General features: G+C 60.2%; 28 protein-coding genes. 17 read left to right on the forward strand and 11 right to left on the reverse strand.

Features of this window, described 5'->3' with window-relative positions; all coding sequences use genetic code 11:
- Nucleotides 1-201: 201 nt before the first annotated feature.
- The 6 genes from AC1DYO_RS03980 to AC1DYO_RS04005 are packed head-to-tail and all read right to left on the reverse strand — an operon-like array spanning nucleotide 202 to nucleotide 5762.
- The gene (locus AC1DYO_RS03980) at nucleotides 202-1272 is read right to left on the reverse strand and encodes a phosphatase PAP2 family protein (RefSeq protein WP_477260550.1); all 1071 of its coding nucleotides are present in this window, start codon (nucleotides 1270-1272) and stop codon (nucleotides 202-204) included.
- Between the two features lie 25 nt (nucleotides 1273-1297).
- Complete coding sequence (locus AC1DYO_RS03985) at nucleotides 1298-1837, reverse strand: prepilin peptidase (protein ID WP_477260552.1); 540 nt, start codon at nucleotides 1835-1837, stop codon at nucleotides 1298-1300.
- Nucleotides 1838-1846: 9 nt separating this feature from the next.
- A complete protein-coding gene (locus AC1DYO_RS03990) occupies nucleotides 1847-2386 on the reverse strand; it encodes a tetratricopeptide repeat protein (RefSeq protein WP_477260554.1) in 540 nt (179 codons plus the stop codon).
- A 53-nt stretch (nucleotides 2387-2439) separates the two neighbouring features.
- Nucleotides 2440-3390: a type II secretion system F family protein gene (locus AC1DYO_RS03995; RefSeq protein ID WP_477261437.1), complete on the reverse strand. Its 951-nt coding sequence runs from the start codon at nucleotides 3388-3390 to the stop codon at nucleotides 2440-2442.
- Nucleotides 3391-3408: 18 nt separating this feature from the next.
- The gene (locus AC1DYO_RS04000; protein WP_477260556.1) at nucleotides 3409-4380 is read right to left on the reverse strand and encodes a type II secretion system F family protein; all 972 of its coding nucleotides are present in this window, start codon (nucleotides 4378-4380) and stop codon (nucleotides 3409-3411) included.
- Nucleotides 4380-5762 (reverse strand): CpaF family protein, encoded by a 1383-nt coding sequence (locus AC1DYO_RS04005; RefSeq protein WP_477261439.1) that lies wholly within the window; start codon nucleotides 5760-5762, stop codon nucleotides 4380-4382. Before AC1DYO_RS04005 ends, AC1DYO_RS04000 begins: the two co-directional genes overlap by 1 nt.
- A 504-nt stretch (nucleotides 5763-6266) precedes the next feature.
- Here AC1DYO_RS04005 and AC1DYO_RS04010 point away from each other — a divergent pair.
- From AC1DYO_RS04010 to AC1DYO_RS04055, 10 genes are all read left to right on the forward strand, one after another.
- Complete coding sequence (locus AC1DYO_RS04010; protein WP_477260558.1) at nucleotides 6267-6476, forward strand: Flp family type IVb pilin; 210 nt, start codon at nucleotides 6267-6269, stop codon at nucleotides 6474-6476.
- A gap of 96 nt (nucleotides 6477-6572) precedes the next feature.
- A complete protein-coding gene (gene cpaB, locus AC1DYO_RS04015; protein ID WP_477260560.1) occupies nucleotides 6573-7610 on the forward strand; it encodes a Flp pilus assembly protein CpaB in 1038 nt (345 codons plus the stop codon).
- 51 nt (nucleotides 7611-7661) lie between these two features.
- Entirely contained in the window at nucleotides 7662-9107 is a 1446-nt protein-coding gene (locus AC1DYO_RS04020) for a type II and III secretion system protein family protein (RefSeq protein ID WP_477260562.1), read from the forward strand.
- Between the two features lie 4 nt (nucleotides 9108-9111).
- Nucleotides 9112-9393: a hypothetical protein gene (locus AC1DYO_RS04025; protein ID WP_477260564.1), complete on the forward strand. Its 282-nt coding sequence runs from the start codon at nucleotides 9112-9114 to the stop codon at nucleotides 9391-9393.
- Nucleotides 9394-9463: 70 nt separating this feature from the next.
- A complete protein-coding gene (locus tag AC1DYO_RS04030) occupies nucleotides 9464-10981 on the forward strand; it encodes a TadE/TadG family type IV pilus assembly protein (RefSeq protein ID WP_477260566.1) in 1518 nt (505 codons plus the stop codon).
- Between the two features lie 7 nt (nucleotides 10982-10988).
- Nucleotides 10989-11480: a TadE/TadG family type IV pilus assembly protein gene (locus AC1DYO_RS04035; protein WP_477260568.1), complete on the forward strand. Its 492-nt coding sequence runs from the start codon at nucleotides 10989-10991 to the stop codon at nucleotides 11478-11480.
- The gene (locus AC1DYO_RS04040) at nucleotides 11474-12109 is read left to right on the forward strand and encodes a TadE/TadG family type IV pilus assembly protein (protein WP_477260570.1); all 636 of its coding nucleotides are present in this window, start codon (nucleotides 11474-11476) and stop codon (nucleotides 12107-12109) included. The genes AC1DYO_RS04035 and AC1DYO_RS04040 overlap by 7 nt, the downstream gene beginning before the upstream one ends.
- Nucleotides 12106-13269 carry a CpaE/TadZ family protein gene (locus tag AC1DYO_RS04045; protein WP_477261441.1) on the forward strand — a complete coding sequence of 388 codons (1164 nt, stop codon included), beginning with the start codon at nucleotides 12106-12108 and terminating at the stop codon, nucleotides 13267-13269. The genes AC1DYO_RS04040 and AC1DYO_RS04045 overlap by 4 nt, the downstream gene beginning before the upstream one ends.
- Before the next feature lie 46 nt (nucleotides 13270-13315).
- Complete coding sequence (locus AC1DYO_RS04050; RefSeq protein WP_477260572.1) at nucleotides 13316-13852, forward strand: L,D-transpeptidase; 537 nt, start codon at nucleotides 13316-13318, stop codon at nucleotides 13850-13852.
- On the forward strand, nucleotides 13849-14442 hold the full coding sequence (locus tag AC1DYO_RS04055) for a hypothetical protein (RefSeq protein WP_477260574.1): 594 nt from the start codon (nucleotides 13849-13851) through the stop codon (nucleotides 14440-14442). The genes AC1DYO_RS04050 and AC1DYO_RS04055 overlap by 4 nt, the downstream gene beginning before the upstream one ends.
- A gap of 17 nt (nucleotides 14443-14459) precedes the next feature.
- Here AC1DYO_RS04055 and AC1DYO_RS04060 read toward each other — a convergent pair whose 3' ends face one another.
- Together AC1DYO_RS04060 and AC1DYO_RS04065 are read right to left on the reverse strand one after the other, a co-directional pair.
- Nucleotides 14460-14999 (reverse strand): hypothetical protein, encoded by a 540-nt coding sequence (locus AC1DYO_RS04060; protein ID WP_477260576.1) that lies wholly within the window; start codon nucleotides 14997-14999, stop codon nucleotides 14460-14462.
- Nucleotides 15000-15120: 121 nt separating this feature from the next.
- Nucleotides 15121-15525 carry a hypothetical protein gene (locus tag AC1DYO_RS04065; protein ID WP_477260578.1) on the reverse strand — a complete coding sequence of 135 codons (405 nt, stop codon included), beginning with the start codon at nucleotides 15523-15525 and terminating at the stop codon, nucleotides 15121-15123.
- Nucleotides 15526-15563: 38 nt separating this feature from the next.
- On the opposite strand from AC1DYO_RS04065, the gene AC1DYO_RS04070 reads away from it, so the two are divergent.
- The gene (locus AC1DYO_RS04070) at nucleotides 15564-16973 is read left to right on the forward strand and encodes an ATP-binding protein (RefSeq protein WP_477260580.1); all 1410 of its coding nucleotides are present in this window, start codon (nucleotides 15564-15566) and stop codon (nucleotides 16971-16973) included.
- A 229-nt stretch (nucleotides 16974-17202) separates the two neighbouring features.
- Nucleotides 17203-18225, forward strand: a complete 1023-nt coding sequence (locus AC1DYO_RS04075; RefSeq protein WP_477260582.1) for a glycosyltransferase family 4 protein — start codon at nucleotides 17203-17205, stop codon at nucleotides 18223-18225.
- A 6-nt stretch (nucleotides 18226-18231) separates the two neighbouring features.
- Here AC1DYO_RS04075 and AC1DYO_RS04080 read toward each other — a convergent pair whose 3' ends face one another.
- The 3 genes from AC1DYO_RS04080 to AC1DYO_RS04090 all read right to left on the reverse strand — a co-directional run bounded on the left by AC1DYO_RS04080 (nucleotide 18232) and on the right by AC1DYO_RS04090 (nucleotide 19730).
- On the reverse strand, nucleotides 18232-18591 hold the full coding sequence (locus AC1DYO_RS04080; protein ID WP_477260584.1) for a tRNA-binding protein: 360 nt from the start codon (nucleotides 18589-18591) through the stop codon (nucleotides 18232-18234).
- Between the two features lie 19 nt (nucleotides 18592-18610).
- Complete coding sequence (locus tag AC1DYO_RS04085) at nucleotides 18611-19111, reverse strand: type III secretion system chaperone family protein (protein ID WP_006202532.1); 501 nt, start codon at nucleotides 19109-19111, stop codon at nucleotides 18611-18613.
- Nucleotides 19112-19427: 316 nt separating this feature from the next.
- Nucleotides 19428-19730 carry an accessory factor UbiK family protein gene (locus AC1DYO_RS04090; protein ID WP_477260586.1) on the reverse strand — a complete coding sequence of 101 codons (303 nt, stop codon included), beginning with the start codon at nucleotides 19728-19730 and terminating at the stop codon, nucleotides 19428-19430.
- 160 nt (nucleotides 19731-19890) lie between these two features.
- On the opposite strand from AC1DYO_RS04090, the gene AC1DYO_RS04095 reads away from it, so the two are divergent.
- The 5 genes from AC1DYO_RS04095 (at nucleotide 19891) to AC1DYO_RS04115 (ending at nucleotide 22860) form a co-directional block, all read left to right on the forward strand.
- Nucleotides 19891-20151: a type II toxin-antitoxin system ParD family antitoxin gene (locus AC1DYO_RS04095; RefSeq protein WP_477260588.1), complete on the forward strand. Its 261-nt coding sequence runs from the start codon at nucleotides 19891-19893 to the stop codon at nucleotides 20149-20151.
- Nucleotides 20148-20450 carry a type II toxin-antitoxin system RelE/ParE family toxin gene (locus tag AC1DYO_RS04100; RefSeq protein WP_477260590.1) on the forward strand — a complete coding sequence of 101 codons (303 nt, stop codon included), beginning with the start codon at nucleotides 20148-20150 and terminating at the stop codon, nucleotides 20448-20450. Before AC1DYO_RS04095 ends, AC1DYO_RS04100 begins: the two co-directional genes overlap by 4 nt.
- 121 nt (nucleotides 20451-20571) lie before the next feature.
- The gene (locus tag AC1DYO_RS04105; protein WP_477260592.1) at nucleotides 20572-20811 is read left to right on the forward strand and encodes a BrnA antitoxin family protein; all 240 of its coding nucleotides are present in this window, start codon (nucleotides 20572-20574) and stop codon (nucleotides 20809-20811) included.
- 103 nt (nucleotides 20812-20914) lie between these two features.
- Nucleotides 20915-21799, forward strand: coding sequence for a prolipoprotein diacylglyceryl transferase (gene lgt, locus AC1DYO_RS04110; protein WP_477260594.1), 885 nt, complete (start codon nucleotides 20915-20917; stop codon nucleotides 21797-21799).
- Complete coding sequence (locus AC1DYO_RS04115; protein ID WP_477260596.1) at nucleotides 21796-22860, forward strand: class I SAM-dependent methyltransferase; 1065 nt, start codon at nucleotides 21796-21798, stop codon at nucleotides 22858-22860. Before lgt ends, AC1DYO_RS04115 begins: the two co-directional genes overlap by 4 nt.
- Nucleotides 22861-22907 lie beyond the last annotated feature (47 nt).

The following is a 22907-nucleotide window of genomic DNA, read 5'->3' on the forward strand; positions in this document are numbered from 1 at the left end:
GAGGCCGGAAACAGCTGCGGCTGATCGGAGGCCGGAAACAGCTGCGGCTGATCGATCAGCCAGGGGCGAAACGTCTTGCTCATGCCCCAAAGAATCACGCCGTAATCCAGCTGTCTAGGCGCAGCCCGCCGCCGACCGCTCATTCCACACCCAAATACGGGGACAGGCTCCTAGCCGGGTTTAATGGCGATTTAGGCAAGCTCAGTCCATTTCGGCCCGACGATCTTTCATACCGATCTGAAGGCCAGGCTGGGCGTTCGACAGCCGTCCTGCAATAGCCCAGATGATTGGCGTCAACAGCATGGAAGCGTATCCATCGACCGCGTAGTGCCAGGCTAGGTGCACCGAGCCCAGCTGGATTGCGGCCAGAAACGCAATGCTCGCCCAGCGGAGTAAACGCCCAAAACGCCAGAGATAAATCGCGTTCAGGGTCGCGACAGCCACGTGCAACGATGGAAAAGCTGAAATGCCGCTGCCCAAGCGTGGACCATCAAGCCCGGCATTGGCCAGCAGATAATTTTGCGTATCCAGCGCCGAGACGGGATAGGTCAAGTTGGTCGTTTGAAGGTAGTCCATCAGGGGAGAAAACGTACCTTCGCCATAAAAGGGCATAACGAATACTGGCCCAACTGAAGCGAAGGCCGCCGCCAAAACGTTACCTATCAACACCCAGGTAAGGACGAACGTAACCAGAAACTGGGAACGCAGCCGCCCGTCCCTCGTTGAAAAAGCGACGCAAAACAAAACGATGAAAACCTCAGCAAACCAAAGATTGTAAAGAACGTTCAGCGAAAAGGTGACAGGGCCAAAGCCAAGCACAGGATGAAGAAATCTCCATGCATCGACCCCGCCATGAATTGCCCTGTCGATCGCCACCAGGGACGGGTCGGCATAGAATGGTTGGATCTTGCTGAGTCCTCCCTTGATGCTGGTGAACATCGAGAAAAAGAGCGGAATGACGAGCGCAACCGGCAGTCCGGCTGCAATTCGATCCGGCAGGTTGTTGGCCAGCATGAGATCCTTCATGGCACGCAACGGTTGCTCTGGCCGTTGAATAGCCAACCGAACCAGGACTACGGCAAGAAGGATCAGGGTCACCGTTGCCCCAAAAAATAGGAAATTTTTATTATATATTTTTAAGTTGATGACGATTTTCCAATGCGCCGCGGCAATAAGCGCGAGTAGAAAATAGGCGAATACCGCCACGAAAAATGGCTGATTAGCGCGCCACGCCTGCGAACTGCTACGGATCGCTAGCCGCGCTATCGACATAGAAGAAAATCTCCGGAATCAAGCGCTAGTTAAGCTGCCGCAGTATCCCCGAACTGCCCACCAGCGCCAGACTTGCATAAATCTGGAACGCTATCGTGCAGATCGCTGCCGCCGAAATTGGCACGCCGAAGGGCACGACGCCCTTGCGGTCCATGTGCTGTACATAGAGGCGAAACGCGCCGGCCGGCAGCATGAAAGGGTTTTTCATGATCGCCACGGTGGCGACGGCGAAAACCAACAGCAGCACCGAGAACACGGCGAGACCGCTTCCAGCTGTCAGAAACGGAACGACCGCCATCAGCTTTACGTCGCCGGCTCCGACCTTGCGCAAGGCCCAGAACGGAAAGAGCGCAAGAAACAGCACGAGGCCAGCTAACGCGCTCAGGCCCATGTCCCACCATGATCCGAATAAGATCGATAGGAATTGCAGCGATCCCAGCCCGAGGCATAAAAGCAGCAGCACGTCACGATTGGATATTTTCTGTGTCGTGAAGTCCAGCCATGCAATCCTCGCGAGAAGCGGGAGGGCGAGCGCCTTCAGCAGCAGCGACGCGGCAAGCAACATGTTGGGGCTCTACCGCTCGATGTTCTGCACGCTGGACGATAGCAGCTTCAGATTGTTGGCCACGGTCGGATCATTGGGCGCCAGTTCGTAGGCCTTGAGGAAATTGCTGCGCGCGTCCTGCAGCTTGCCGCGCAACAGGTAGGAATAGCCGACATTGTTGTAATATTCGGGCGTCGCGCCAACCAGCTTGAAGGCACGGCCATAGGCCCGGTCGGCAAGGTCGAAGCGGTGTATCCGGTCGCAGGAGGCGGCCAATCCCATCCAGGCGCCACCATCATTGGGAGCCAGTTGCGTCGCCTTGAAGAACAGGGCGCCGGCATTGCCGTAATTTTCCGCGCGGAACTGATTCTTGGCCTCTGCGACGGCTTGATCCGAGGCATAATATTCGACGTCACCAACCGTCTTCAATCCGTCGAACGCATCGCCAAAGGACGTCACGTCGCCTTTCGACGGCTCGTTGGTTCGAACGACACCGTCCGCCCCGTTCGTCTGGCAGCCGACGAGTGCCGCCATGAACAGGCCGGCCACGACTGCAATTGGCCTTTTCATACAATCTCCCCGTGAGTCCCCCGACCCATATTAGGACCAAAGCATATACGCAACTAGAAGAAAATGCCCTTCATGCGAATGACCACCGGCAGCATGATTACCATCATCACCACCGGAAAGATGCAGAGTCCCAGTGGGATCATCATTTTGACAGGCAAGGCGTTGGCGCGCTCTTCCGCCTGCAGAATCCTCTGGCTGCGCATCTCCGCGCTATAGACACGCAGGGCGTCAGTCAAGCTGGTGCCTAGTTCTTCCGACTGCCGGAACAGCACGGCCAGCGCCCGCGCCTCGTCAAGGCCAATGCGGTCAGCCAGTTCGCGAAGCCCTTCCCGAAGTGGCTTGCCGGCGCGCAGTTGCAGATTCATGATCGTTAGCTGAATTCCCAGCCATTTGTGCGTGGCCGCAAGTTCCTGGCTTACCCGTTCGACCGCGGCCTCGAGGCTCATACCGGCGTCTGCGCAAGTGATCATCATATCCATGAAATCAGGGAAGGCGCGACGATAGATCTGTTTCTGTGAATTCTCGAATCGGTCGAGCATGATGCTCGGAATGACGATGCAGCCTAACCCAAACAAGGCCGCGCCACCGAAAGTTAAGAATCCCGGCAGTCGTGGCGGCATCACCCACGACAGCAGGGCAAACATGGCCAGAAACCCTATACAAACGGCGCCGAGGCGACAAACCGTGTAGATGAGAGGTGCACCCGCTCGATAAAATCCAGCGCGGAAAAGTTTCGCCTCCAGAGCATTGGGCTCGGCGCGTTCTTTCTCGATCGACCTGAAGTAAGCGTCAACCGGCTTCTGCGCCGCGATCTTGGCGAGGCGGTCCCGTCCCAGGATCGATCGCGGATCGACAGCGCCTTCGCCCAAAAGGCTGTCCGCGACCAGCTTCCGCGTTTGCAGTGCCGGCAGGAAAACCAGCGCCGCAAACAGGAACAGCGCCACCGCCGACGCGAAGACTGCGATGGATACAAAGAAAGTCAGGTCGTCGGTGTTCGAAAACAGATTTATGACGCGCTCCTGTCAGAAATCGAAACTAACCATTCGGTACATGATGAAGTCTCCCAAAAGGGCCCAGCTACCGAAGATGACGAATGTAGGCGTAATGAGAGGACTGCTCCAGACTTTGCCGTAGTAGTGGGGCGCGATGAGCATGAGCACCCCAAACATGACGAGCGGAAACAAGGAAATGATCCAGGCCGAGGCCCGGCCTTCGGCCGACAACGCCCTGATCTTCAGCCGCAGTTTCTGGCGTTCCCGCAGCACGGTTGAGAGATTCGCGAGGATTTCGGTAAGATTGCCGCCGGTCCTCGACTGGATCGAAAGGGACACCGATAGCAAATGGAGCCCCTCGAAGCCGACCCGTTCCGATAATTTCCGTACGGCCTGCTCCATGCTAAGACCGAAAGTAATCTCGTCAGAGACGATGCCGAATTCCGTGCCAAGCGGATCAGGTATCTCGCGGGCAACGAGACCTATCGCAACTGACGCAGGATGGCCTGCGCGCAAGGAACGAACGATCATGTCCAGTGCATCGGGCAATTGCTTGGCGAATTTCTTAATCCGTTTGTTACGTGCCCGCCGCAAAACAAGAACGGGCAAGGCAAAGCCCACCAGGAGAAAGATGATGAAGGCTGCCGGCGCCGCAACGTGCAGGAAAAGCCAGAGCAGCAAAGCCGACGCCAGGCCAGCCAAAAAAAACGACGCTGCGAAGGTCATCGGGTTTCCGGTGATGCCGGACTGGGTATAAAGCCTGTTCAGCGAGACAAAGCCGAAGACAAAATCTCCTGAATCGGTCAGGCCGCGTTCTCGCAGCAACCCTTGCAAGGTTTTCTCCGCGGGCGCTTCATCAGCGAGACGGCGGAGCCGGTGGTTCACTGCCACGATTCGGGAGCGGCGACCGGCCAGAGAAAGGTAAAGGGCTTCGCCGGCAAGGATCACCGAAGCTGCCGCAAGCATGTAGATGAAATAAAGGAGCGCCTGTCCGGTAAGCATCAGAGGGGGACCTGCGGGTTGAAGGCATCCTTGGCGAAATGGAGCCCCAGCGTTGCGGCCTCTGGCGCGAAGCGTGGACGGATACCGGTGGCGCGAAAATCCCCGACAATCGTTCCATCCGCGGCTACATCGCGCCTCACGAAATTATAGATCTCCTGCAGTTGGACGACGTTGCCTTCCATGCCCGTAATCTCGGAAATCGACGTTACGCGCCTGCCGCCATCGGCGAGCCGCTGCGTCTGCACGATGATGTCGATGGCTGAAGCAATCTGTGCCCGGATGGATTCGTGCGTCATTGGCATGCCGGCCATGCCGACCATCTGCTCCAGACGAGAAATAGCATCGCGAGGCGTGTTGGCATGGATAGTGGTCATCGACCCCTCATGGCCGGTGTTCATGGCCTGCAGCATGTCAAAGGCCTCCTCGCCGCGAACCTCGCCGACGATGATGCGGTCCGGCCGCATGCGAAGCGCGTTCTTCAGCAGTTCGCGTTGACGAACCTCGCCTCTACCCTCGACATTCGGTGGCCGTGTCTCCAGACGGCCGACATGCGGCTGCTGCAGTTGCAGTTCCGCCGCGTCCTCGATGGTGATCAGGCGCTCCCTGGCGGGGATGTAACTCGAGAGCGCGTTTAGCAAGGTGGTCTTGCCGCTGCCGGTGCCGCCGGAAACCAGGATCGACTTGCGCGCCTGGACGGCGATCCGCAGCAGCTCGATCATTGGCGGGCGTATCGAATTGAACGCCATCAGGCGCTCGAGCGAATAGGGATTCTTGGAGAATTTGCGGATCGACACCAGCGGGCCGTCTACGGAAATCGGTCGCACCGCGATGTTGACGCGCGAGCCGTCTGCCAGGCGAGCGTCGACCATGGGCGCCGATTCGTCGACGCGCCGACCGATGGCCGAGACGATCTTGTTGATGACACGCAACAGATGCGCCTCGTCCCGGAAACGGATTGCCGTCTCCTCGATCACGCCGCGCCGCTCGATGAACACGCGGTCGTGCGTGTTGATGAGGATGTCGGTGATGGAATCGTCCTTGAGCAGCGGTTCGATCGGTCCGAGGCCTAACATCTCGTCAGCCGTGTCGCTGGTCAACTGATCCAGCTCGCGGGCGTTTAGCGGCACGGCACGAATGCGAACGAACTCGCGCACGATCGGGCGGATCTCGTTGAGGATCTGGTCCTTGGAGGCTGTTTCAAGCGCGGAAAGATTGAACCTGTCAATCAGGTGTCGATGAAGCTCGACCTTGAGCGTCAGAAAATCGTCGCCGTGTGGCTCGACTTCCGGCGATGGGGCCGGTGCCGACACGCTTGCTGGCACCGGCGCTAGCTGCTGCAGCGCCTGCGGCTCACTCGGTCCCTTGATGAAGCGGCCCAACATCTCGCCCAGCCCTCTGAGAATCCCCAAGCCGAAACTAAGCGTTAACCACGAGGGGCACAAGCGCGGAACAAGGCCTAGGCAACCGATACTTACAACATAGTTAAAAACGGGTTTCGGAAAAAAACGATTCATCTTTCCTGGAAGCGCCCTTCCGCCGAGCCTCACGGAACCTTTCGGCACGCAACAAGCCGTGCGCTTCCGGAAGCCATCTCTAACCCATTAGATATAAACGAATATGCAGAACCGCTAAATCAATTGCGCCGCCACCGGACCACGGCGGAATTGTGAATGAATGGTTAAGACGACTTGAAAAATTAAGCGAATCAAGATCTTGTCGAAATTTAAGTGGCTGCCGATCAGGTATTCGAAGGTTAAGGAATTGTTAATCCGTTTGACTCTGCTTTTTGGTGCGACCTAGGATTGAGGTGACGGGGGATGCTTGGGTATGGGGTTCATCCTTGGCTCTGTCTCGTCGGGTTGAAACCTCCAGAGGGAGAAATTGACATGAACAAGCTCATGACGATGACCCGGCAGTTCCGCGACGATGAAAACGGCGCTGCTATGGTCGAGTATTCTATCTTGATCGGCATCATCGCGGTGGCCTCTATCGGCTTTATCATCGGTATTGGTCTCTGGGTCGCGGGCCGTTTCAGCGGCCTTTGCACTGCGCTCGACAGCACGATTGGCTCTTGCTCCAGCGGTGCCGGTTCTTGATCGTTTGATCGACATCAGGCCCGGGTTGTCCAAACCCGGGCCTGAATTCAGTCGTGGCGGGCGAGTTCCCGCTCTATTGGCTTGGGGGTTGGGGTTATGCGCGCCAACACGCTTATTATGATAGTCCTCGCCGGCGTCTTCGGGGTGCTGGCGGTCGTGCTGATCAACATCTGGCTGGCTGGCCAGCGTAGTGCCTTGGCTCAATCAAACGGCAAAGGCGTTACGATCGTTGTTGCGGCAATGCCGTTGAAGTTCGGCGATACATTGAGCGCCGACAAATTGCATGAGATAGCTTGGCCTGCGGGCGCGGTCCCGGCTGGGGCGTTCAAGACGACCAAGGAAGCCTTGGCCGGCAGTGGCGCAAGGCAAGCACTGCAGGCGATCAGCACCAATGAGCCGATCCTCGCCAGCAAGATCACCGGTCCAGGCCAGCGCGCCACGCTTTCGGCGGTGCTCGGCGAGGGCATGAAGGCCGTTTCCATCAGGGTCAACGACGTGCTGGGAGTCGCCGGCTTCGTCTTCCCGGGCGACCGGGTTGATGTGCTGTTGACGCGCTCGGTGCGCGGCGATGACGGTGCCGACAAGAGTTTTGTCGACGTTCTGCTGCAGAGCATGAAAGTGCTCGCCGTCGACCAGGTCGCTGACGTGAGCAAGGACAACCCGACGGTGGTTAAGTCGGTGACGCTAGAAGCCACCACAAAGGACGCGCAGAAACTGACGCTGGCCGCCGGCGCGGGGCAGTTGTCTCTTGCACTGCGCCAGGCCGCCGCCAACAAGGGCGAGACGACCGAACGCGTCACGCTTTCCGACCTGAACGGCGAGACGCCGGCCGATGTCGCAAAGAGGCAAGCCGAACTGGACAAGCAGGCCGCGGCCGACGCCGCAGCCGCCGCCGAACGCCAGCGCGCGGATGACAAGATCGCCGGATTGGAAAAGGCCGTGGACAGGGTGGGAAATCAGCTCGACCAGTTGAGCAAGGTCAAGCCGGTTCCGGCCGTGGTGACGGCACCCGCATCAAAAGAAGTCGTCAAGGAAGTTATCAAGTATTTGGAGCCTGCACCGCCAAAGAATGTTACAGTGGGCGTGTTTCGCGGCGTGAAGCTCGAATCCTATGACGTGCCGCGACAACCATAAAGGGACGCGGCGAAGCGGGGGCTGCCAGCGGCAGCAGTTTGGGAGATGGGGATGCAGGGGTTTTGGATGAGGGTAGCGGCGGCCGCGCTTTCCTGTTTGGCTGCGTTGCTGACGTCGAGCCTTGGGGCTGAAGCAGCCGACCGCTTCATCGACGTATCGAACCCGAGCGTCCATCGCGTCTTCCTGCCCATGTCGCAGTCGGTGACCCTCCAGGTGAGCGCCAATCTCGGCGATATCGTCGTCGGCGACGAGAAGATCGCCGATGCCCAGCCGATGACCGACCGGACGCTTTACGTCATCGGCAAGAGCGCCGGCACCACCACGGTCAATCTCTTCTCCCCGGAAAAGCGCTCGCTGGGCGTGATCCAGATCGAGGTCGGCGTCGACGTCAGCGACATGGCGCAGGCGATCCGCCAGGTGGCGCCGAAGTCACGCATCGAGATCGGTTCGATCAATGGCAAGGTCAGGCTTGCCGGCCACGTCAAGGATGGCGCCACGCTGGCGTCGATCGTTGAGGTGGTGCAGCAGTATGGCCCCGACGCCATCATAAATTCCGTCATTGTCGACGACAGCCAGCAAGTGAACCTGGAAGTGCGCATTCTCGAAGCCAAGCGCAATGCCGGGCGAGACCTCGGCGTCTCGATCAGGAGCACCAACGGCAGCGGCACGACCCGCACCGGAACGGGTGTCGCCGCCGTCGACGCGGACAATGTAGTGCTCGGCCCAGGAGACCTGGTCACCGGCCTGCTGTCGAACACAAATCCCTTCGCGGCACTGATAACCCGCGTCATCGACAGCAACATCAAAGTCGACCTGATCATCGAGGCACTTGAGGCCAAGGGCGTGGTGCGCACGTTGGCCGAACCCAACCTGACCACTCTTTCAGGCGAGACGGCCAGCTTCAACGCCGGCGGCGAAATCCCTATCCGCAGCATCGACTCCAATGGCCAGGTTGTTATCGATTTCAAGCAGTTTGGCGTCAATCTGCTGTTCACACCGGTGGTGCTGGACGATGGCAAGATCCATATGAAGCTGGCGCCCGAAGTGAGTGATCTCACCAGTTTCACCAATGCCGGCGACCCGATCTTCACCAACCGCAAACTGCAGACCGTCGTCGAACTGCGCGATGGCCAGAGTTTCGCCGTCGGCGGACTTCTGTCCAGCAAGACCACCAAGCTTCAGAAGCAGGTGCCTTGGCTTGGCCAAGTTCCCGTCATCGGCACACTGTTCCGCAATTCGAGCAACCAGAAGGAAGAAACCGAACTGGTCGTTATCGTCACACCGCATATCGTGCGGCCGGTAAAGCCCGGCGAGCAGCTGGCGACGCCGTTCGACAAGACCCGGCCGGCCAACGATCCGGAGTTCTTCATCCTCGGGCAGCTCGAGGTGAACAAGGACATGATCCGAAAATATGAAACGGGAGACGGTGTGACTGGCCCTTATGGCCACATGCTGGACTTCAAATCGAAGGACAAGATGCTCTATGTCAAGAAATAGCGCCTTGATCCTCATTCTGTGCGCCGGTGCCCTATCGGGCTGCGCCGCCGACTATCTGAACCACTATGATTCGGTGACCCTGGCCGCCGGCGACACGCAGAAATTCAATTCGCTGCTGCAGACGGTCGATCCGCTCAATCCGAACGCGAAGAACACACATATCGAAGGCGACGGCACGCGGGCTGCGCTTGTCGCGCACAACTACAAATTTCCACCGCCACCACCGCCACCGCCTGCGATGACGGTCAATGTCGGCGGGTCGGGCGTGACCAACGGAGCGAATTGAACAGAAGGATGCGGTCGCAATGCGCCGGGCGGGACGAGGGGCCAGGTGCAAGGAAGCAGAGAGTAAGGTCATGTTGGGGACCATTAGGGCGTTCTGGAACGATCAACGCGGCATAGCGATGATCCTTGTCGCGATCATGCTGCCCGTGCTGGTTGGCTTCGCATTGTTGGCCATCGATATGAGTCGGGCCAGCGGACTGCACAATGATCTTCAGAAGGGTGTCGATGCTCTTGCGCTTGCCGCCGCAGCCGAATTGGATGGCCGAGCGGATTCGACTGCACGGGCAACCCACGCGGCGACGACGCTTCTGACCAAAAACAAGACCCTGTTTTCGACTTCGGGTGACCACACGCTCGCACTAGGGGATGTGACGATCACCTATCTGACCGGGATACCTGCGAGCGACAATACCAGGTTGCTCGCCAACGGTACTGACGCCGACGGTGTCAACTGGGTGGCGTCTGACTCCAAGTCCGCGACATTCGCCGAAGTCACGGTGAATGCGTCAGGCTTGGCAGATGGCGCCGGCGCTTTCGCAACCATCTTTCCTGCAAGCTTTATCGGCGGCAACGACACTATGGACATCCGGCCACAGGCCGTGGCCGGATTCGTTCAGTCGATCTGCGAAACCGTGCCGATTTTCATGTGCAACCCGTTCGAGACGACCGACACCTCGACCAGCAAGACAATCCAGCAGGCCTTCGCATCGGGCGATACCTACAGCCGGGAATTCCGCATCCTCAAGGTGGATTCCAACCCCGGACCAGGCAACTTCGGGTTGATCGACAACAACCTGACCTCGCTGCGCGATGCCATAGCGATGGGAACGGCAGGCACTTGCTACAACCGCGAGGCGCTCACCACGAAAACGGGCGTCACCTTGGGGCAGGTCAACACGGGGCTGAACACCCGATTCGATCTCTATAGCGGCTCGCTGAACAAGAACAACAAGGACTGGAACTACCGACCCGCCAGCAATGTCCGCAAGGGCCAGAAGACCGGTTGCAGCAAATATGACCCTGTCACCGATGGAACGGCGCTGCCGCTTCCGCCCGGAACGAACTATGTCGACACGAAGGGAATGTCCGACAAGATCGCCAATGCAACCTTCTGGTCCACATACTGGACCGTCAATCACGGCGTGGCATACCCCAATGTCCCAAGCGCCACCAACCCGACCGGCACCAAAACTGCGCCGGCCTCCCGATACGACGTCTACAAATACGAGATTGCGAACGGGCTCGTCGGGGACAAATCCAAGGCGCCGACAAAGGAGACTGGAACGCCGTCTTGCTACAAGGGCGACAACCCGACACCGGACCCCGACCGGCGGCTGCTCAATATGGCGATCGTCGACTGCCTCGCCAACAAGGCCAAGATAAATGGCCACATCTCGCTCAAGCCGGACGGCTATGCCAGCGTATTCGTCAACGCGCCGGTACAAAAGCAGGACAACACCAAGGATCCCGAGGATACCACGGCCGGTGAGAAACCCATCAGCCTGGAGATCGTCGACGTCGATGGCGGGTTTGCGAACAACACCCTTGTCGACAAAGCATTCCGCAACGAAGCCCAGCTGTACCGGTAGAGCCGACATGACCAAGCTTGGCCAAATCATCCGGCGGTTCCAGGGCGACGAAAGGGGCGCCGCCTTGGTGGAAGTCGCGATCACCGTACCACTCGTCTTGCTGTTGTCGGCCGGTGTGTTTGAGTTCTCCAACATTCTGAACACGCGGCTGCTCCTTGAAGCAGGCGTGGAGGATGCGGCACGCTATATGGCGCGATGCAGTAGCGACTGGGACACTTGCATGGCGCGCGCGCAAAACCTCGCTGCCAATGGGGCGGTCTCTAGCGGCAGTGCCAGAGTGGATGGATGGCTTCCAGAAACAGTTGACATTGACAAAACATCCTTTGATGCGACCGATGTATCCACGGGCACCCAGATTTATCTTAGCAACAAGAGCACGGTCGATGTCGTAGAGGTCAGTACATCCTATTCTTACACGGACCTCGGCTTCTTGTCGTATCTTGGCTTTGGTGCTCTTACCCTCAGTGTCTCCCATCAAGAACGGGTCATCGGATGGTGATGGGAAGCCGAAGTATTTGCGCCGAGCAGTCGGGCACCGCGATGGTCGAAATGGCCATCGCCCTGCCATTGCTATTGACGCTTCTGCTTGGCTTCGTCGATTTCGGCTACGCCTTTTACCAATGGAACGCTGGAAACAAAGCGGTGCAAGCTGGCGCAAGACTGGCGCAGATTTCGGGCCCTGTAGCACTCGGCCTTCCATCAGAAACAATAACGCAGGCTGATGTGACCAAAGTCGGAACCGCGGTGCCGGCCGGCACGTATGATTATGTCTGCACCGCAAGCACAGCAGGTGTCGCTTGCTGCAGTATCGGAGGAGGCTTGTGCAAGCCCGAGAACGCGAGCCAGGACTCGTTCGACGCGATCTATGACGGCACCACCAACCGTGCCGGAATGCATGACTTCCTGCCGATGCTGGAAAAGTCAGAAGTGCGGATCGAATACGCCGCCTCCGGCCTCGGCTATTGGACGCGCCCCAGTGGCCCGGTGCCGACCATCACGGTCAGCATCACCGATCATCCCTTTCAGTTTTTCTTCCTGGCCGGACTGCTCGGATTCGGAAACATCACCATGCCCTCCATGCTGAGCACGGTTACGGGCGAAGACATGAAGAGCACGTGGGCACCATGAACGCCATCAACACCAAGGTTACACCGACCAAGCGAAAGCAGGTGGCGCTGTTCTCGTCGGATGCGAATTTCAAGCGCGAGGTGGCGACGCGGCTCGATGCGCTGGCGATCTACGACGTCAGGGTTTCCGAAACCGGTGACTTCCTTAGGGGTCCGCCCGCCGACACGCGCCCCGGCATCGTCATCCTCGACCTCGGCAATGGCGAGTTGCTCGGCAGGCCGGACATCGTCGAAGCGCGCGCCCTTTGGGCAACCGTGCCGCTGATCGCGGTCTCCGACGAGCTGTCGTCGGAGCAGACGCGCGTGCTGGTGCGCATGAACGCTTCGGACTGGCTGCACAAGCCGCTCGACGGCAAGGAATTGCTGAACGCGGTGACCTTCCACGACACCGGCAACCAGGGAACGAAAAGCCGCATCATCACCTTCATCAGCGCCAGCGGCGGCGCCGGCGCGACAACGCTCGCTCTGTCGGCGGCGGAGCACCTGGCGTCGAAATCGAAGGAACGCGGGGCTTCCACCTGCCTGGTCGACCTCGATTTCCAGAGCGCCAATTGCGGCGCCTATCTCAACCAGTTCAACCAGTTCGACCTCGGCGGCATCATCGGCATGCCGGAGAGACTCGATGTCGAGCTGATGGATGTCATCAAGCTCTCGCGTCCGTCCGGGCTGACGCTCTATTCCTTCGAGAGGCCGCAACTGCCTTTCGAACCGCAGGGCAGCGATTTTGTCTTCCGGCTCCTGGACCTCGTCGCCTACCGGTTCGACGACATCGTCATCGACCTGCCGAACATCGAAACGCGCTGGCACAATTCCGTGCTGTCGACGAGCGATGAGATCTTCATCGTCTTTGAACTCAACGTCGCCTCGCTGCGGCAAGGCAAGCGGCTCTACAAGAAGATCCGTGAGTTGCGTGGCAATGCTGTCAGCATCACGCTGGTCGCCAACAAGCACAAGCGCAAATGGTTCGGGAACCACTTTTCGCGCAGCGAGCTGGAAAAGATTTTCAAGGCGCCGCACATCAAATCGGTCGCGCTGGACAATGCGCTTCTGGCCGATGCGCTGAACCGTGCTATCCTGCCTGCCGAGGTGGATGGGCGTGCGCGCTTCAACAAAGACCTGAAGCGGATGTTCAAAGAGCGGCTTGATGACGCTGCCAAATAGGTATCGGCCAGGTAGGTATCGGATTGGCCCGGGATTGGCCTGCGTCATGGGTATGGCGCTGGCGATGTCGGTCCAGGACTTCGCCAGCGCGCGATCGGCACTTTCGGATCGGCCGCCGCTGCCGGCAATGGGCCCCAGCCTGCGCAAGACCGTCGCCTTCGAAACCACGGAACAACCTGGAACGATCGTTATCCGCAAGGGCGAGAAAGCGCTTTATCTGGTGACCCGACAAGGCCAGGCGCTTCGCTATCAGATCAGCGTCGGTCGCGACGGATTTGGCTGGACCGGGATCGTCAAGGTGGGGGCCAAGACCGAATGGCCGGAATGGCGCCCGCCCCGCGAAATGCGCGCCCGCCAGCCGGAGCTGCCGCAAATGGTGCCTGCCGGTCCCTACAATCCACTCGGCGCCAGGGCGCTCTATCTGCTTCGGGACGGGCGTGACACGCTCTATCGGATACACGGAACCAACGATCCGTCAGGGGTTGGCTTCGACGGAACATCGGGGTGCTTTCGCCTTACCAACACCGATGTGATCGATCTCTTCAAGCGCGTCGCGGTCGGCGCAAAGGTGGTGGTCCAATGACGATGATCAGCGAACCGGACATGCCGGCAATCGAGATTGGGACACCAACTCGCATTGCAGAGCAGGCTGTCGTTGGGAAACCGGGCGACAAAACCATTATCGGCGCTGTCATCATCGGCGCGTCCCTGCTCACCTTGGTGAATGTGGTAGCCGCGATTTATCTCTACCGCGGCATCAGCGATATGCGCTTTCTCGAAGCGCGCCTGGAACAACTCGGCACGTTCGAACAACGAATCGGGGGCCGGCTGGATACCGTCAACAACGGTTTTCAGAGCCGGTTTGAAAAACTCGACAGTCAACTGCAGAGCAGCTTTGGTGAAATCAACCGGAGCATAGCCCGACTGGAACAGAACCCGCCTCTTGCCCATGACGAAATCATGTCGAGCGCAGCGGAACCTTCCGTCGACACGACCAGTAGCATGGCGGAGGCACCCGCCGTTCTCGATGGTGAAGGCGCGACCGAGCCCAGCGTTGTCGATGCGCCGCGTCCGCCGAAAAACAGGGTCGCAGCTGCAGCGCCTGCCCCAAGCCCCAACTACCAGCGCATACAACAGGCCGACGGCAAGGTTTACTACAGAAAGATCAACTAGCGCCTGGAAGACGTGGGCTAGATATCTCGCTGCAGAGCAACAAGCCTCGCGGCCAGCGCTCCGGATCGCTGTCGGGCTTCGCTGAGGAAGGCAACATGGCAATAGGCGCATGCTGTCAGACCCAGAAGCAGCACAAGGCTGTTCTTAAAGGTGAAATCGACCATTAGTGAGAATGGAAGGCCCCCGGGCACCGTGAACGAGGCGATCGTGCTCGCTGTTTCGGAATGGCTGGTGGCGGCGATCATCAACCCGGCGAAAAGCAGCGCGACGTGATTTGCAAGGAAGAAGAAGGCAGCCGACTTTCTTGTGCGGCACGCCGTCCAGCAAACGATCGACGCGGCGGCCAGGATGGAAGCATCGAGGACCATCGACGCTCCCAGATAGAGATCGATCTGTTGCCAGAACATCGTCGACAGCGGCCTTAGTTCTAGCCAAATCCGCCACATTGTGGGACTGGCCGGATAGGCTCCCAGCAAGAAGGCCGCCATGCGCTCCCCTGCCAGGATCAGCAGGATCAGAGCTGGGAAGGCAAAGACCATTATCGACTTGCGCTTCATGTCACCCTCGACAATCTGGCATTCAGGATAGATTGCAGAGATTACGCGAGGCTTAACGGACCGTGTCTGGTCCTGCGGCAGCGCGAATGGCGGCCTGCAAGTCAGAAAGAGCCATTCGCCATCAGTTGTTTTGGCTGAGCACGAGCGTCACCACCTTAGGCTCGACTCGTTGCAGACATCGTTCGGGAATATTCGGCCACATCGCCTTGGCGCATCCCTCGTCTTCAACTTGCGCAGGCGCCAGCGAGCGTTCTGAGCTACGGGCTTGCTCGGCGGTCGACAGGAATACCTGTGTAGCCAGCGCAGTCGCCATGGATACCTGGACGAAGATAAGGGCGTAAGCAAATCGTCTGATCATCCGCTCGTAACGCTCGATCCGCGAAGTGGTTCCAACGCAACGCACCGGTGAACACTTGATGACGATAGTTGCGATTCCGTGCGTGCTGGTCGTCGGCCGCCATGCCACGGCTGTTCCAGAACGGCTCGGCGTGGAATAGAATGCCAGCGACGGTCGCTGTTTGGCCATAGAGGAGTGCCATCGACGAGCGACCAGCGGAAGGACACATGGCGACCACGCAACTGGAACGGCCGGACGGCTTCGGCGCGCGCCTATCACGCGCGCTGAAAGCCATGCCGCGCGCCTGGAACCGGTTCTGGCGGCTGGTCGCGCTCTATATGCCGAAGCGGCTCTATGCCCGCTCGCTTATCATCGTCATCGCGCCGATGATCCTTCTGCAATCGGTGGTCGCCTTTGACTTCATGGAACGCCACTGGGCAACCGTGACGCAGCGCCTGTCGCAGGCCACCGTGCGCGACATCGCCGCCATCATCGACATGATCGAGACCTATCCGCACGACGGCGACTACGCCAACATCATCCGCATCGCGCAAGACCGCATGCAGCTGAAGGTCGACCTGTTGCCGCCCGACCCGCTGCCGGCGCCCGGACCCAAGCCCTTCTTCTCGATCCTGGACGATGTCCTGTCGACCGAGATCACCCGCCAGATCAACCGCCCGTTCTGGATCGACACCGTCGGCAATTCCAACATCATCGAGGTGCGCATCCAGCTCGAGGGCAAGGTTTTGCGCGTCTTCGTGCGCCGCAGCCAGGCCTATGCCTCCAACACCCACATCTTCCTGATCTGGATGGTCGGCACCTCGCTGGTGCTGCTGACGATCGCCATTCCCTTCCTGCGCAACCAGATCCGGCCGATCCTGATGCTGGCCGAGGCCGCCGAAAGCTTCGGCAAGGGCCGGCCGATGCCGCGCGATTTCCGCCCGCGCGGCGCCGAGGAGGTTCGCCGCGCCGGCTTTGCCTTCATCCAGATGCGTGAGCGCATCGAACGCCAGCTCGAACAGCGCACCGCCATGCTGACTGGCGTCAGCCACGATCTCAGAACCATCCTCACCCGATTCAAGCTTCAGCTGGCGCTGGCCGGCGGCAAGCCCGAGACCAAGGCGGCGCTCAACCAGGACATCGACGACATGCAGTCGATGCTGGAAGGCTATATCGCCTTTGCCCGCGGCGAAGCATCGGAAGATGCCGGCCATTTCGATCTTGAGGCCTATTTCCAGAAGCTCGGCGAGGAGGCGTCGCTCCACAAGCGCAAGCTATCGACCGTGCTCGCCGGCGATCCGGACGTGCATGTGCGCCCGCACGCTTTCGCCCGTCTGTTGTCCAATGTCGCCGGCAATGCCTTGCGCTATGCCAAGACGGTGGAGATCAGCGCCAATCACGGCCGCGGCTCGCTGGTCGTCACCATCGACGACGACGGTCCGGGCATACCGCTGGAAAAGCGCGAGGACGTGTTCAAACCGTTCGTGCGGCTTGACGAGGCGCGCAACCTCGACGCCAGCGGCACCGGCCTTGGCCTTTCCATCGCCCGCGACATTGCCCGCAGCCATGGCGGCGACATCATGCTGGACGACAGCCCGCTCGGCGGCCTGCGGGCGGTGATCAAGGTGCCTGCCTGATCAGAGCATGATCCCGGCAGGCGGGCTCGGCCAAAAACCACCTTCATCCGCCCGTCATGAAATCATGGTCAAGAGCGCGCATGAAGCGTGCGACCTCAGTTGATTCGGCTCAGCCGCCTCACTTCGACCTCGTGCCGGCCCGGGTGCGCTGGAGCGAAGCGAGGGCAGCCGCATGGGTGCCGTTCCGCCATCGCATCAAGGCAACCGACGATCCGAGCAAAGGGCCGCCATGCGCATCCTGATGGTCACCGACGCCTGGCGCCCACAAGTCAACGGCGTCGTCCACACGCTGGAGCGGCTCACCGAAACGCTGAAATCCTTCGACGTTGCGGTCGACTTCCTGACCCCGAACATTTTTCGCACCTTGCCCTTGCCGACCTACCCCGACATCAGGCTGGCGCTGACCACGCCCGGCCATGTCGCGCGGCTGATCGAGGCGCGCAAGGCCGACCATATCCACATCGTCACCGAGGGACCGCTCGGCATCATGGCGCGGCGCTATTGCCGCAACGCCGGCCGTCCCTTCACCACCAGCTACCACACCCGCTTCCCCGAATATCTCAGCGCCCGCCTGCCCGTACCGGAAAGCTGGACCTATCGCTGGCTGCGCGATTTCCACAATTCCGGACAGGGCACGCTGGTCGCCACCCAGTCGCTGGCCGACGATCTCGCAGCGCGCGGTTTCAACAAGCTCAGGCCGTGGACGCGTGGCGTCGATACCGATCATTTCCGCCCGGACAAGAAGAAGGACCTCGGCTTTCCCGGCCCGGTGTTCCTGTGCGTCGGCCGTGTCGCCATCGAAAAGAACTTGTCCGCTTTCCTCGATCTCGACCTGCCCGGCAGCAAGGTCATCGTCGGCGAGGGGCCGGAACTGGCCAAGCTCAAGGCGAAATACCCGCAGGCGCATTTCCTTGGCCACCGGCCGAACGATGAACTGGCCGAAATCTACGCCTCGGCCGACGTCTTCGTCTTCCCAAGCCGCACCGACACGTTCGGCAACGTCATCATCGAGGCGCTGGCCAGCGGCACGCCGGTCGCCGCCTATCCCGTCACCGGGCCGATCGACATTGTCGGCGACGGCATCGGCGGCGCGGTGTCGACCGACCTGCGCGAGGCCTCGCTCGCCGCCCTCAATGTCGACCGTGCCGAAGCGCGCGAGCGCGCCATGCGCTACAGCTGGAAAGCCTGCGCCGAGATGTTCATGGATACAGTCGAAGAGGCGCTTGGGACGCCGCGGAAGCTTGCCGCCTAGGGGCCGTTAGAACAATCGGCCGCCATCCGGCACTTTGCGCTCGATGGCGCCGAGCACCACGGCGCCTTCTTCATCAGGGAAGCCGAGCGTCAACACTTCCGACATGAACGGGCCGATCTGGCGCGGCGGGAAATTCACGACCGCAAACACCTGCCGGCCGATCAGCGTCTCCAGCGCATAATATTTGGTGATCTGCGCCGAAGATTTCTTCACGCCAATATCGGGGCCGAAATCGATTTTCAGCTTGAATGCCGGCTTGCGCGCCTCCGGGAACGGCTCGGCCTCAATGATGGTGCCGGCACGGATGTCGACACGATCAAAATCGGCAAAACTGATCTCGGGCTTGCGCGCGCTGCTCGAACTCATCTTCTTTTCTTAGCGACGATCAGGCGTTGCCATAGGTCTCGAACAGGACGCCGGCCAGCGCATCCTTGGCCGAGGTCCCCGACCAGACGACGAATTGGAAGGCCTGGAAATAGCATTCGCAGGCTTCCAGCGCCGACGACAAAAGCACCTCGACCTGCTGGCTCGACGGCTCGACCCCGCCGGCGAGCAGCAGCGACTGGCGAAACATGATCGCGCCTTCCTGCTCCCAGAGATCAAAATGGCCGAACAGCATCTGCTCGTTGATCAACGACAGAAGCCGCATCACTTCCAGCGCACGCGCTTCCGGCACCTTGATGTCGAAAGCGCAGGCCAGATGCAGCGCCTCGAAATCCTCCATCCATGAGAAGGAGACGTGATAGTCGGTCCAGCTGCCGGCAACCGAGATCGAGATTTCGTCATCGCCGGCCCGTTCGAAGGACCAGTCATTATTATGGGCCACCTGCTCGATGACATCCACCGGATGGATTTCGCGGGAGAATTCGAGTTCGAGAAGTTCCATGGAATGCTTCCTGTGTTCAGGGGAGCGCCACACGCTCCGCGGGGCACACACGACGAACAATCTTGTCTAGAACTCGGACGGCCAGGACTTCACGACACAAAGACCCCGGACCGGACCCCACCGCCCGGCCGCATGACCCTGCTCCGAATCATGCAACAAATTCAGTCTATTGATCGGGAGTCGCGTGAACAGCCTAATTTTTCGCACTGCGTCATCAGCATGTGGAAAGGCGCTGTCACAAAGATTCATGCATTGCCGGTAAACGATTCACGGCAAAGCACTTTTTCGGATTGTGCTTTGTGGAAAAGTTTAAGGATTATTTTTTTGCTTTGGGCTTTGCCGCAGCCGCAGGTGCGGCCTGTCCGGTCAATTCGGCTAGCCTGGCTTCGAGCGCATCGATGCGGGCGGCCAGCTTGGTGTTTTCTTCCCGGGCCTTGGCGGCCATGTCGCGCGCTGCCTCGAACTCCTCGCGCTGCACCACGTCCATGGTGTTGAGGATGCGCTCGGCCTGCCCCTTGAAGGCAGTCTCGACCTCACGGCGCACGCCTTGCGCGGCGCCCGCGGCATCGGTCATCAGCTTGGCGAATTCATCGAGAATGCGGTTCGGTCCGGTCGACATGGCAAATCCTCGCTTGGTCGAATTGACGTAGTGGCGCTGCGCGCCGAATGCAAGAACGTTGAAGCTGGTGCGGCATCAGGATGCGGCCACCGCGCAAAATTGCTGGCGATTTCGGCCAATAACTATTATTGTTGCGGAATGATTTTGCAGGAGCGTCGTCATGGCCATTAGCGCCGATTTGGGCACACGGCTCGAAGACATCGTCAATCAGCTCGTCAGCACCGGCCGCTACAATTCGAAGAGCGAAGTGTTGCGCGAAGGCGTTCGCCTTGTCGAGGAGCGGGAGAAGCGACTTGCCGCCCTCGATGCGGCCCTCGCCAAGGGCATTTCGGATGCCGATGCTGGCCGGGTTAAATCCGGCGACGAGGTGCTGGACAGGCTTGAGGCCAAATACAAGGCGATGGCAGAGAGGACCAAATGAAGGGGCTGGTCTTCACGGACCAGGCAGAGGCGGACATCGAAGCCATCGGCGACTACATTGCGCTCGACAATCCATTTCGAGCGGTCACGTTCATTCAGGAATTGCGCCGCGATTGCCTAGAGCTGCGTACCATGCCGGAGCGCTATCCGGTCTTTGAGCGGCAGCGATCCTCAGGTATTCGCCGGCGCGTCCACGGCAACTATCTGATTTTCTACCGAGTTGGTGCCGACACCGTGGAGATACTGCATATCTTGCACGGCGCAATGGATCTTGGAGCGATCTTGTTCCCCGAAAATTGACGGCGCGGCTCATGCGACCGCTGGGAGAGACTTTCGAGCTGCCCCTTCTGTACGGAACGGCGACGAGTCGCCTATTGTGGTGTTTCCTCGCAACCTGCGTGTTTTCACTTAGGGTCAACCAATGGCAACGCCTCCGCGCCGACCGACAAATCCGATGGAAGCCGCTGAAGCTGCCTTCAAGCCGATCAAAAAGCCGGCGCCACCAATTCGCGAACCCTCGGCCGCCCCGAATGTCAGAGAGCTTGTTTCGATCAGGATCGACCGGGCCGTGCTCGATCATTTCCAGGAAGATGGTCCTGGCTGGCAGGACAGGATCAACGATGCGCTCAGGCAGTTGGTCGCCGGCAAGACGCAGGGTTGAGCCCGCCATCGCTAACGATCAGGCAACCACCACCTTGCCTTGACCCCGCCAAAACCCTGCCGCATGGTCCGCGACCGAACGCGAACCCTTCCGGGAGACCCTGTTGAACGACTATTTCCTGCTGCCGATGGCTTCGCTGCCCTTCCCCAACATCGATCCGATCCTGGTCCAGATCGGCCCGCTGGCGGTGCATTGGTACGGCATCGGCTACATCGTCGGCATCCTTTTCGCCTGGTGGTACGCCAAGCGGCTCATCACCAACGCCAGGCTGTGGCCTGACGGCGTCTTGCCGATGAAGCCCATCGATCTCGACGATTTCATCGTCTGGGCCGCTGTCGGCGTCGTGCTCGGCGGGCGCACCGGCTATGTGCTGTTCTACGATTTGAAGCGCTATATCGACCATCCCTCAGACATCCTAGCCATCTGGCAGGGCGGCATGTCGTTCCATGGCGGCCTCATCGGCGTCATCCTCGCCATGACGCTGTTTTCCATCAAGCGCGGCATCCGCACGTGGACGCTGTTCGATGTCGTTGCGGCAGGCGTGCCGGTCGGCCTTGGCCTTGTCCGCATCGCCAACTTCGTCAATGCCGAACTGTGGGGTCGCGTCACCGATGTGTCCTGGGGCGTCGTCTTCTGCAACGAGCGTCTCCTGCAGTCGCCAGCGGGTTGTGTCGCCGGCCTCGAACCCCGTCATCCGAGCCAGCTCTACGAGGCCCTGCTCGAGGGCGTGGTGCTGTTCCTGGTCCTGCGCCTCCTCACCCATTCGCGGCTGAAGCTGAAGACGCCGCGCTTCGTCGGCGGCGCCTTCATCTGCGGCTACGGCCTGTCGCGCATCTTCGTCGAATTCTTCCGTGAACCCGACCAGCAGGTCGGCTACCTCCTCGGCGGCTGGCTCACCATGGGCATGGTGTTGTCGCTGCCGATGGTGCTGGCCGGCATCTGGGCGATGGCCACCGCTAAGCCGGCGCCGCAACCACAGCCGGCATGACACGGCTGAAAACCCGCATCGTCGACTTGATCGGTGCGCTAGGCCCCCTCCCCGTCAACGAATACATGGCGCTCTGCCTGTTCGACCCCAGCGACGGCTACTACACGACGCGCGAACCGTTCGGCGCCGCCGGCGATTTCGTCACCGCGCCGGAGATCAGCCAGATGTTCGGCGAACTCGTCGCCGTCTGGTTGTATCGGGCCTGGCTGGCAATCGGCCGGCCGCTGCCGGTCACCGTCGCCGAGATCGGCCCTGGCCGTGGCACGCTGATGAAGGACATGCTGCGCACCCTGTCGCGGCTCGATCCGGAGCTCGCCGAAGGCGCATCGTTCGCGCTGATCGAGACGAGTCCGCGGCTGACCGAAATCCAGAAGCAGACGCTTGCCGGGAGTTCAGTTGAGGTCGGCTGGCACGAAACCGTCGCCACGCTGCCGCAGGGGCCGCTGCTGATCGTCGGCAACGAATTGTTCGACGCCGTGCCGATCCGCCAATTCATTCGCGCCGGCGCCGGATGGCGCGAGCGAATGATCGGCCTCGATGACAGCGATGAGTTGAGTTTCTTCGCCGGGGCCGGTTCGGTCGAGGCAACGCTGCTGCCGGACAATGCCGCCGAGGCGCCGCAAGGCGCTGTTGTCGAGGTGGCGCCGGCGGGTGCCGCGCTGATGGCAACCATTGCCGAACGCATAGCTAGCCATGGCGGCGCCGGCCTATTCCCCGACTACGGCCATCTCCAACCCGGTTTCGGCGACACATTGCAAGCCGTGCGGAAGCACGCTCCCGAAGATGTGCTGGCCAATCCCGGCGAAGCAGATCTCACCGCACATGTCGACTTTGCAGCGCTGGCCGCGGTCGTGCGAGCGCATGGCCTCGATGTGGAATTGACGACGCAGGGCGACTTCCTGCTTTCCATGGGGTTGCTCGAACGGGCCGGCTTGCTGGGCAGCCAGGCAAGCGAAGAGGCACGACAAACCATTGCCGACGCCGTCGAGCGCCTGGCCGGACCCGATGCCATGGGCACGCTGTTCAAGGTCCTGAAAATCCTGCCGCACCAGCCGGGCTAGAGCAATTCCAGGAAAAGTGTGAGCGGTTTTCCCGGGAAAAGCGCGAA

Source organism: Mesorhizobium sp. P2_F5, assembly GCF_056403715.1.

Excerpts from the sequence above, each read along its gene's own strand:
- AC1DYO_RS04085 (WP_006202532.1), bottom strand. The coding sequence starts at position 19,111 with ATGGAACTTCTCGAACTCGAATTCTCCCGCGAAATCCATCCGGTGGAT.
- AC1DYO_RS04000 (WP_477260556.1), bottom strand. The coding sequence starts at position 4,380 with ATGCTTACCGGACAGGCGCTCCTTTATTTCATCTACATGCTTGCGGCA.
- AC1DYO_RS04020 (WP_477260562.1), top strand. The coding sequence starts at position 7,662 with ATGCAGGGGTTTTGGATGAGGGTAGCGGCGGCCGCGCTTTCCTGTTTG.
- AC1DYO_RS04055 (WP_477260574.1), top strand. The coding sequence starts at position 13,849 with ATGACGATGATCAGCGAACCGGACATGCCGGCAATCGAGATTGGGACA.
- AC1DYO_RS04030 (WP_477260566.1), top strand. The coding sequence starts at position 9,464 with ATGTTGGGGACCATTAGGGCGTTCTGGAACGATCAACGCGGCATAGCG.
- AC1DYO_RS04035 (WP_477260568.1), top strand. The coding sequence starts at position 10,989 with ATGACCAAGCTTGGCCAAATCATCCGGCGGTTCCAGGGCGACGAAAGG.
- AC1DYO_RS04005 (WP_477261439.1), bottom strand. The coding sequence starts at position 5,762 with ATGTTGGGCCGCTTCATCAAGGGACCGAGTGAGCCGCAGGCGCTGCAG.
- AC1DYO_RS04065 (WP_477260578.1), bottom strand. The coding sequence starts at position 15,525 with ATGGCCAAACAGCGACCGTCGCTGGCATTCTATTCCACGCCGAGCCGT.
- AC1DYO_RS04075 (WP_477260582.1), top strand. The coding sequence starts at position 17,203 with ATGCGCATCCTGATGGTCACCGACGCCTGGCGCCCACAAGTCAACGGC.
- AC1DYO_RS04070 (WP_477260580.1), top strand. The coding sequence starts at position 15,564 with ATGGCGACCACGCAACTGGAACGGCCGGACGGCTTCGGCGCGCGCCTA.
- AC1DYO_RS03985 (WP_477260552.1), bottom strand. The coding sequence starts at position 1,837 with ATGTTGCTTGCCGCGTCGCTGCTGCTGAAGGCGCTCGCCCTCCCGCTT.
- AC1DYO_RS03980 (WP_477260550.1), bottom strand. The coding sequence starts at position 1,272 with ATGTCGATAGCGCGGCTAGCGATCCGTAGCAGTTCGCAGGCGTGGCGC.
- AC1DYO_RS04095 (WP_477260588.1), top strand. The coding sequence starts at position 19,891 with ATGGCCATTAGCGCCGATTTGGGCACACGGCTCGAAGACATCGTCAAT.
- AC1DYO_RS04100 (WP_477260590.1), top strand. The coding sequence starts at position 20,148 with ATGAAGGGGCTGGTCTTCACGGACCAGGCAGAGGCGGACATCGAAGCC.
- AC1DYO_RS03990 (WP_477260554.1), bottom strand. The coding sequence starts at position 2,386 with ATGAAAAGGCCAATTGCAGTCGTGGCCGGCCTGTTCATGGCGGCACTC.
- AC1DYO_RS04090 (WP_477260586.1), bottom strand. The coding sequence starts at position 19,730 with ATGTCGACCGGACCGAACCGCATTCTCGATGAATTCGCCAAGCTGATG.
- AC1DYO_RS04105 (WP_477260592.1), top strand. The coding sequence starts at position 20,572 with ATGGCAACGCCTCCGCGCCGACCGACAAATCCGATGGAAGCCGCTGAA.
- AC1DYO_RS04045 (WP_477261441.1), top strand. The coding sequence starts at position 12,106 with ATGAACGCCATCAACACCAAGGTTACACCGACCAAGCGAAAGCAGGTG.
- AC1DYO_RS04115 (WP_477260596.1), top strand. The coding sequence starts at position 21,796 with ATGACACGGCTGAAAACCCGCATCGTCGACTTGATCGGTGCGCTAGGC.
- cpaB (WP_477260560.1), top strand. The coding sequence starts at position 6,573 with ATGCGCGCCAACACGCTTATTATGATAGTCCTCGCCGGCGTCTTCGGG.
- AC1DYO_RS04050 (WP_477260572.1), top strand. The coding sequence starts at position 13,316 with ATGGGTATGGCGCTGGCGATGTCGGTCCAGGACTTCGCCAGCGCGCGA.
- AC1DYO_RS04080 (WP_477260584.1), bottom strand. The coding sequence starts at position 18,591 with ATGAGTTCGAGCAGCGCGCGCAAGCCCGAGATCAGTTTTGCCGATTTT.
- AC1DYO_RS04010 (WP_477260558.1), top strand. The coding sequence starts at position 6,267 with ATGAACAAGCTCATGACGATGACCCGGCAGTTCCGCGACGATGAAAAC.
- AC1DYO_RS04040 (WP_477260570.1), top strand. The coding sequence starts at position 11,474 with ATGGTGATGGGAAGCCGAAGTATTTGCGCCGAGCAGTCGGGCACCGCG.
- AC1DYO_RS04060 (WP_477260576.1), bottom strand. The coding sequence starts at position 14,999 with ATGAAGCGCAAGTCGATAATGGTCTTTGCCTTCCCAGCTCTGATCCTG.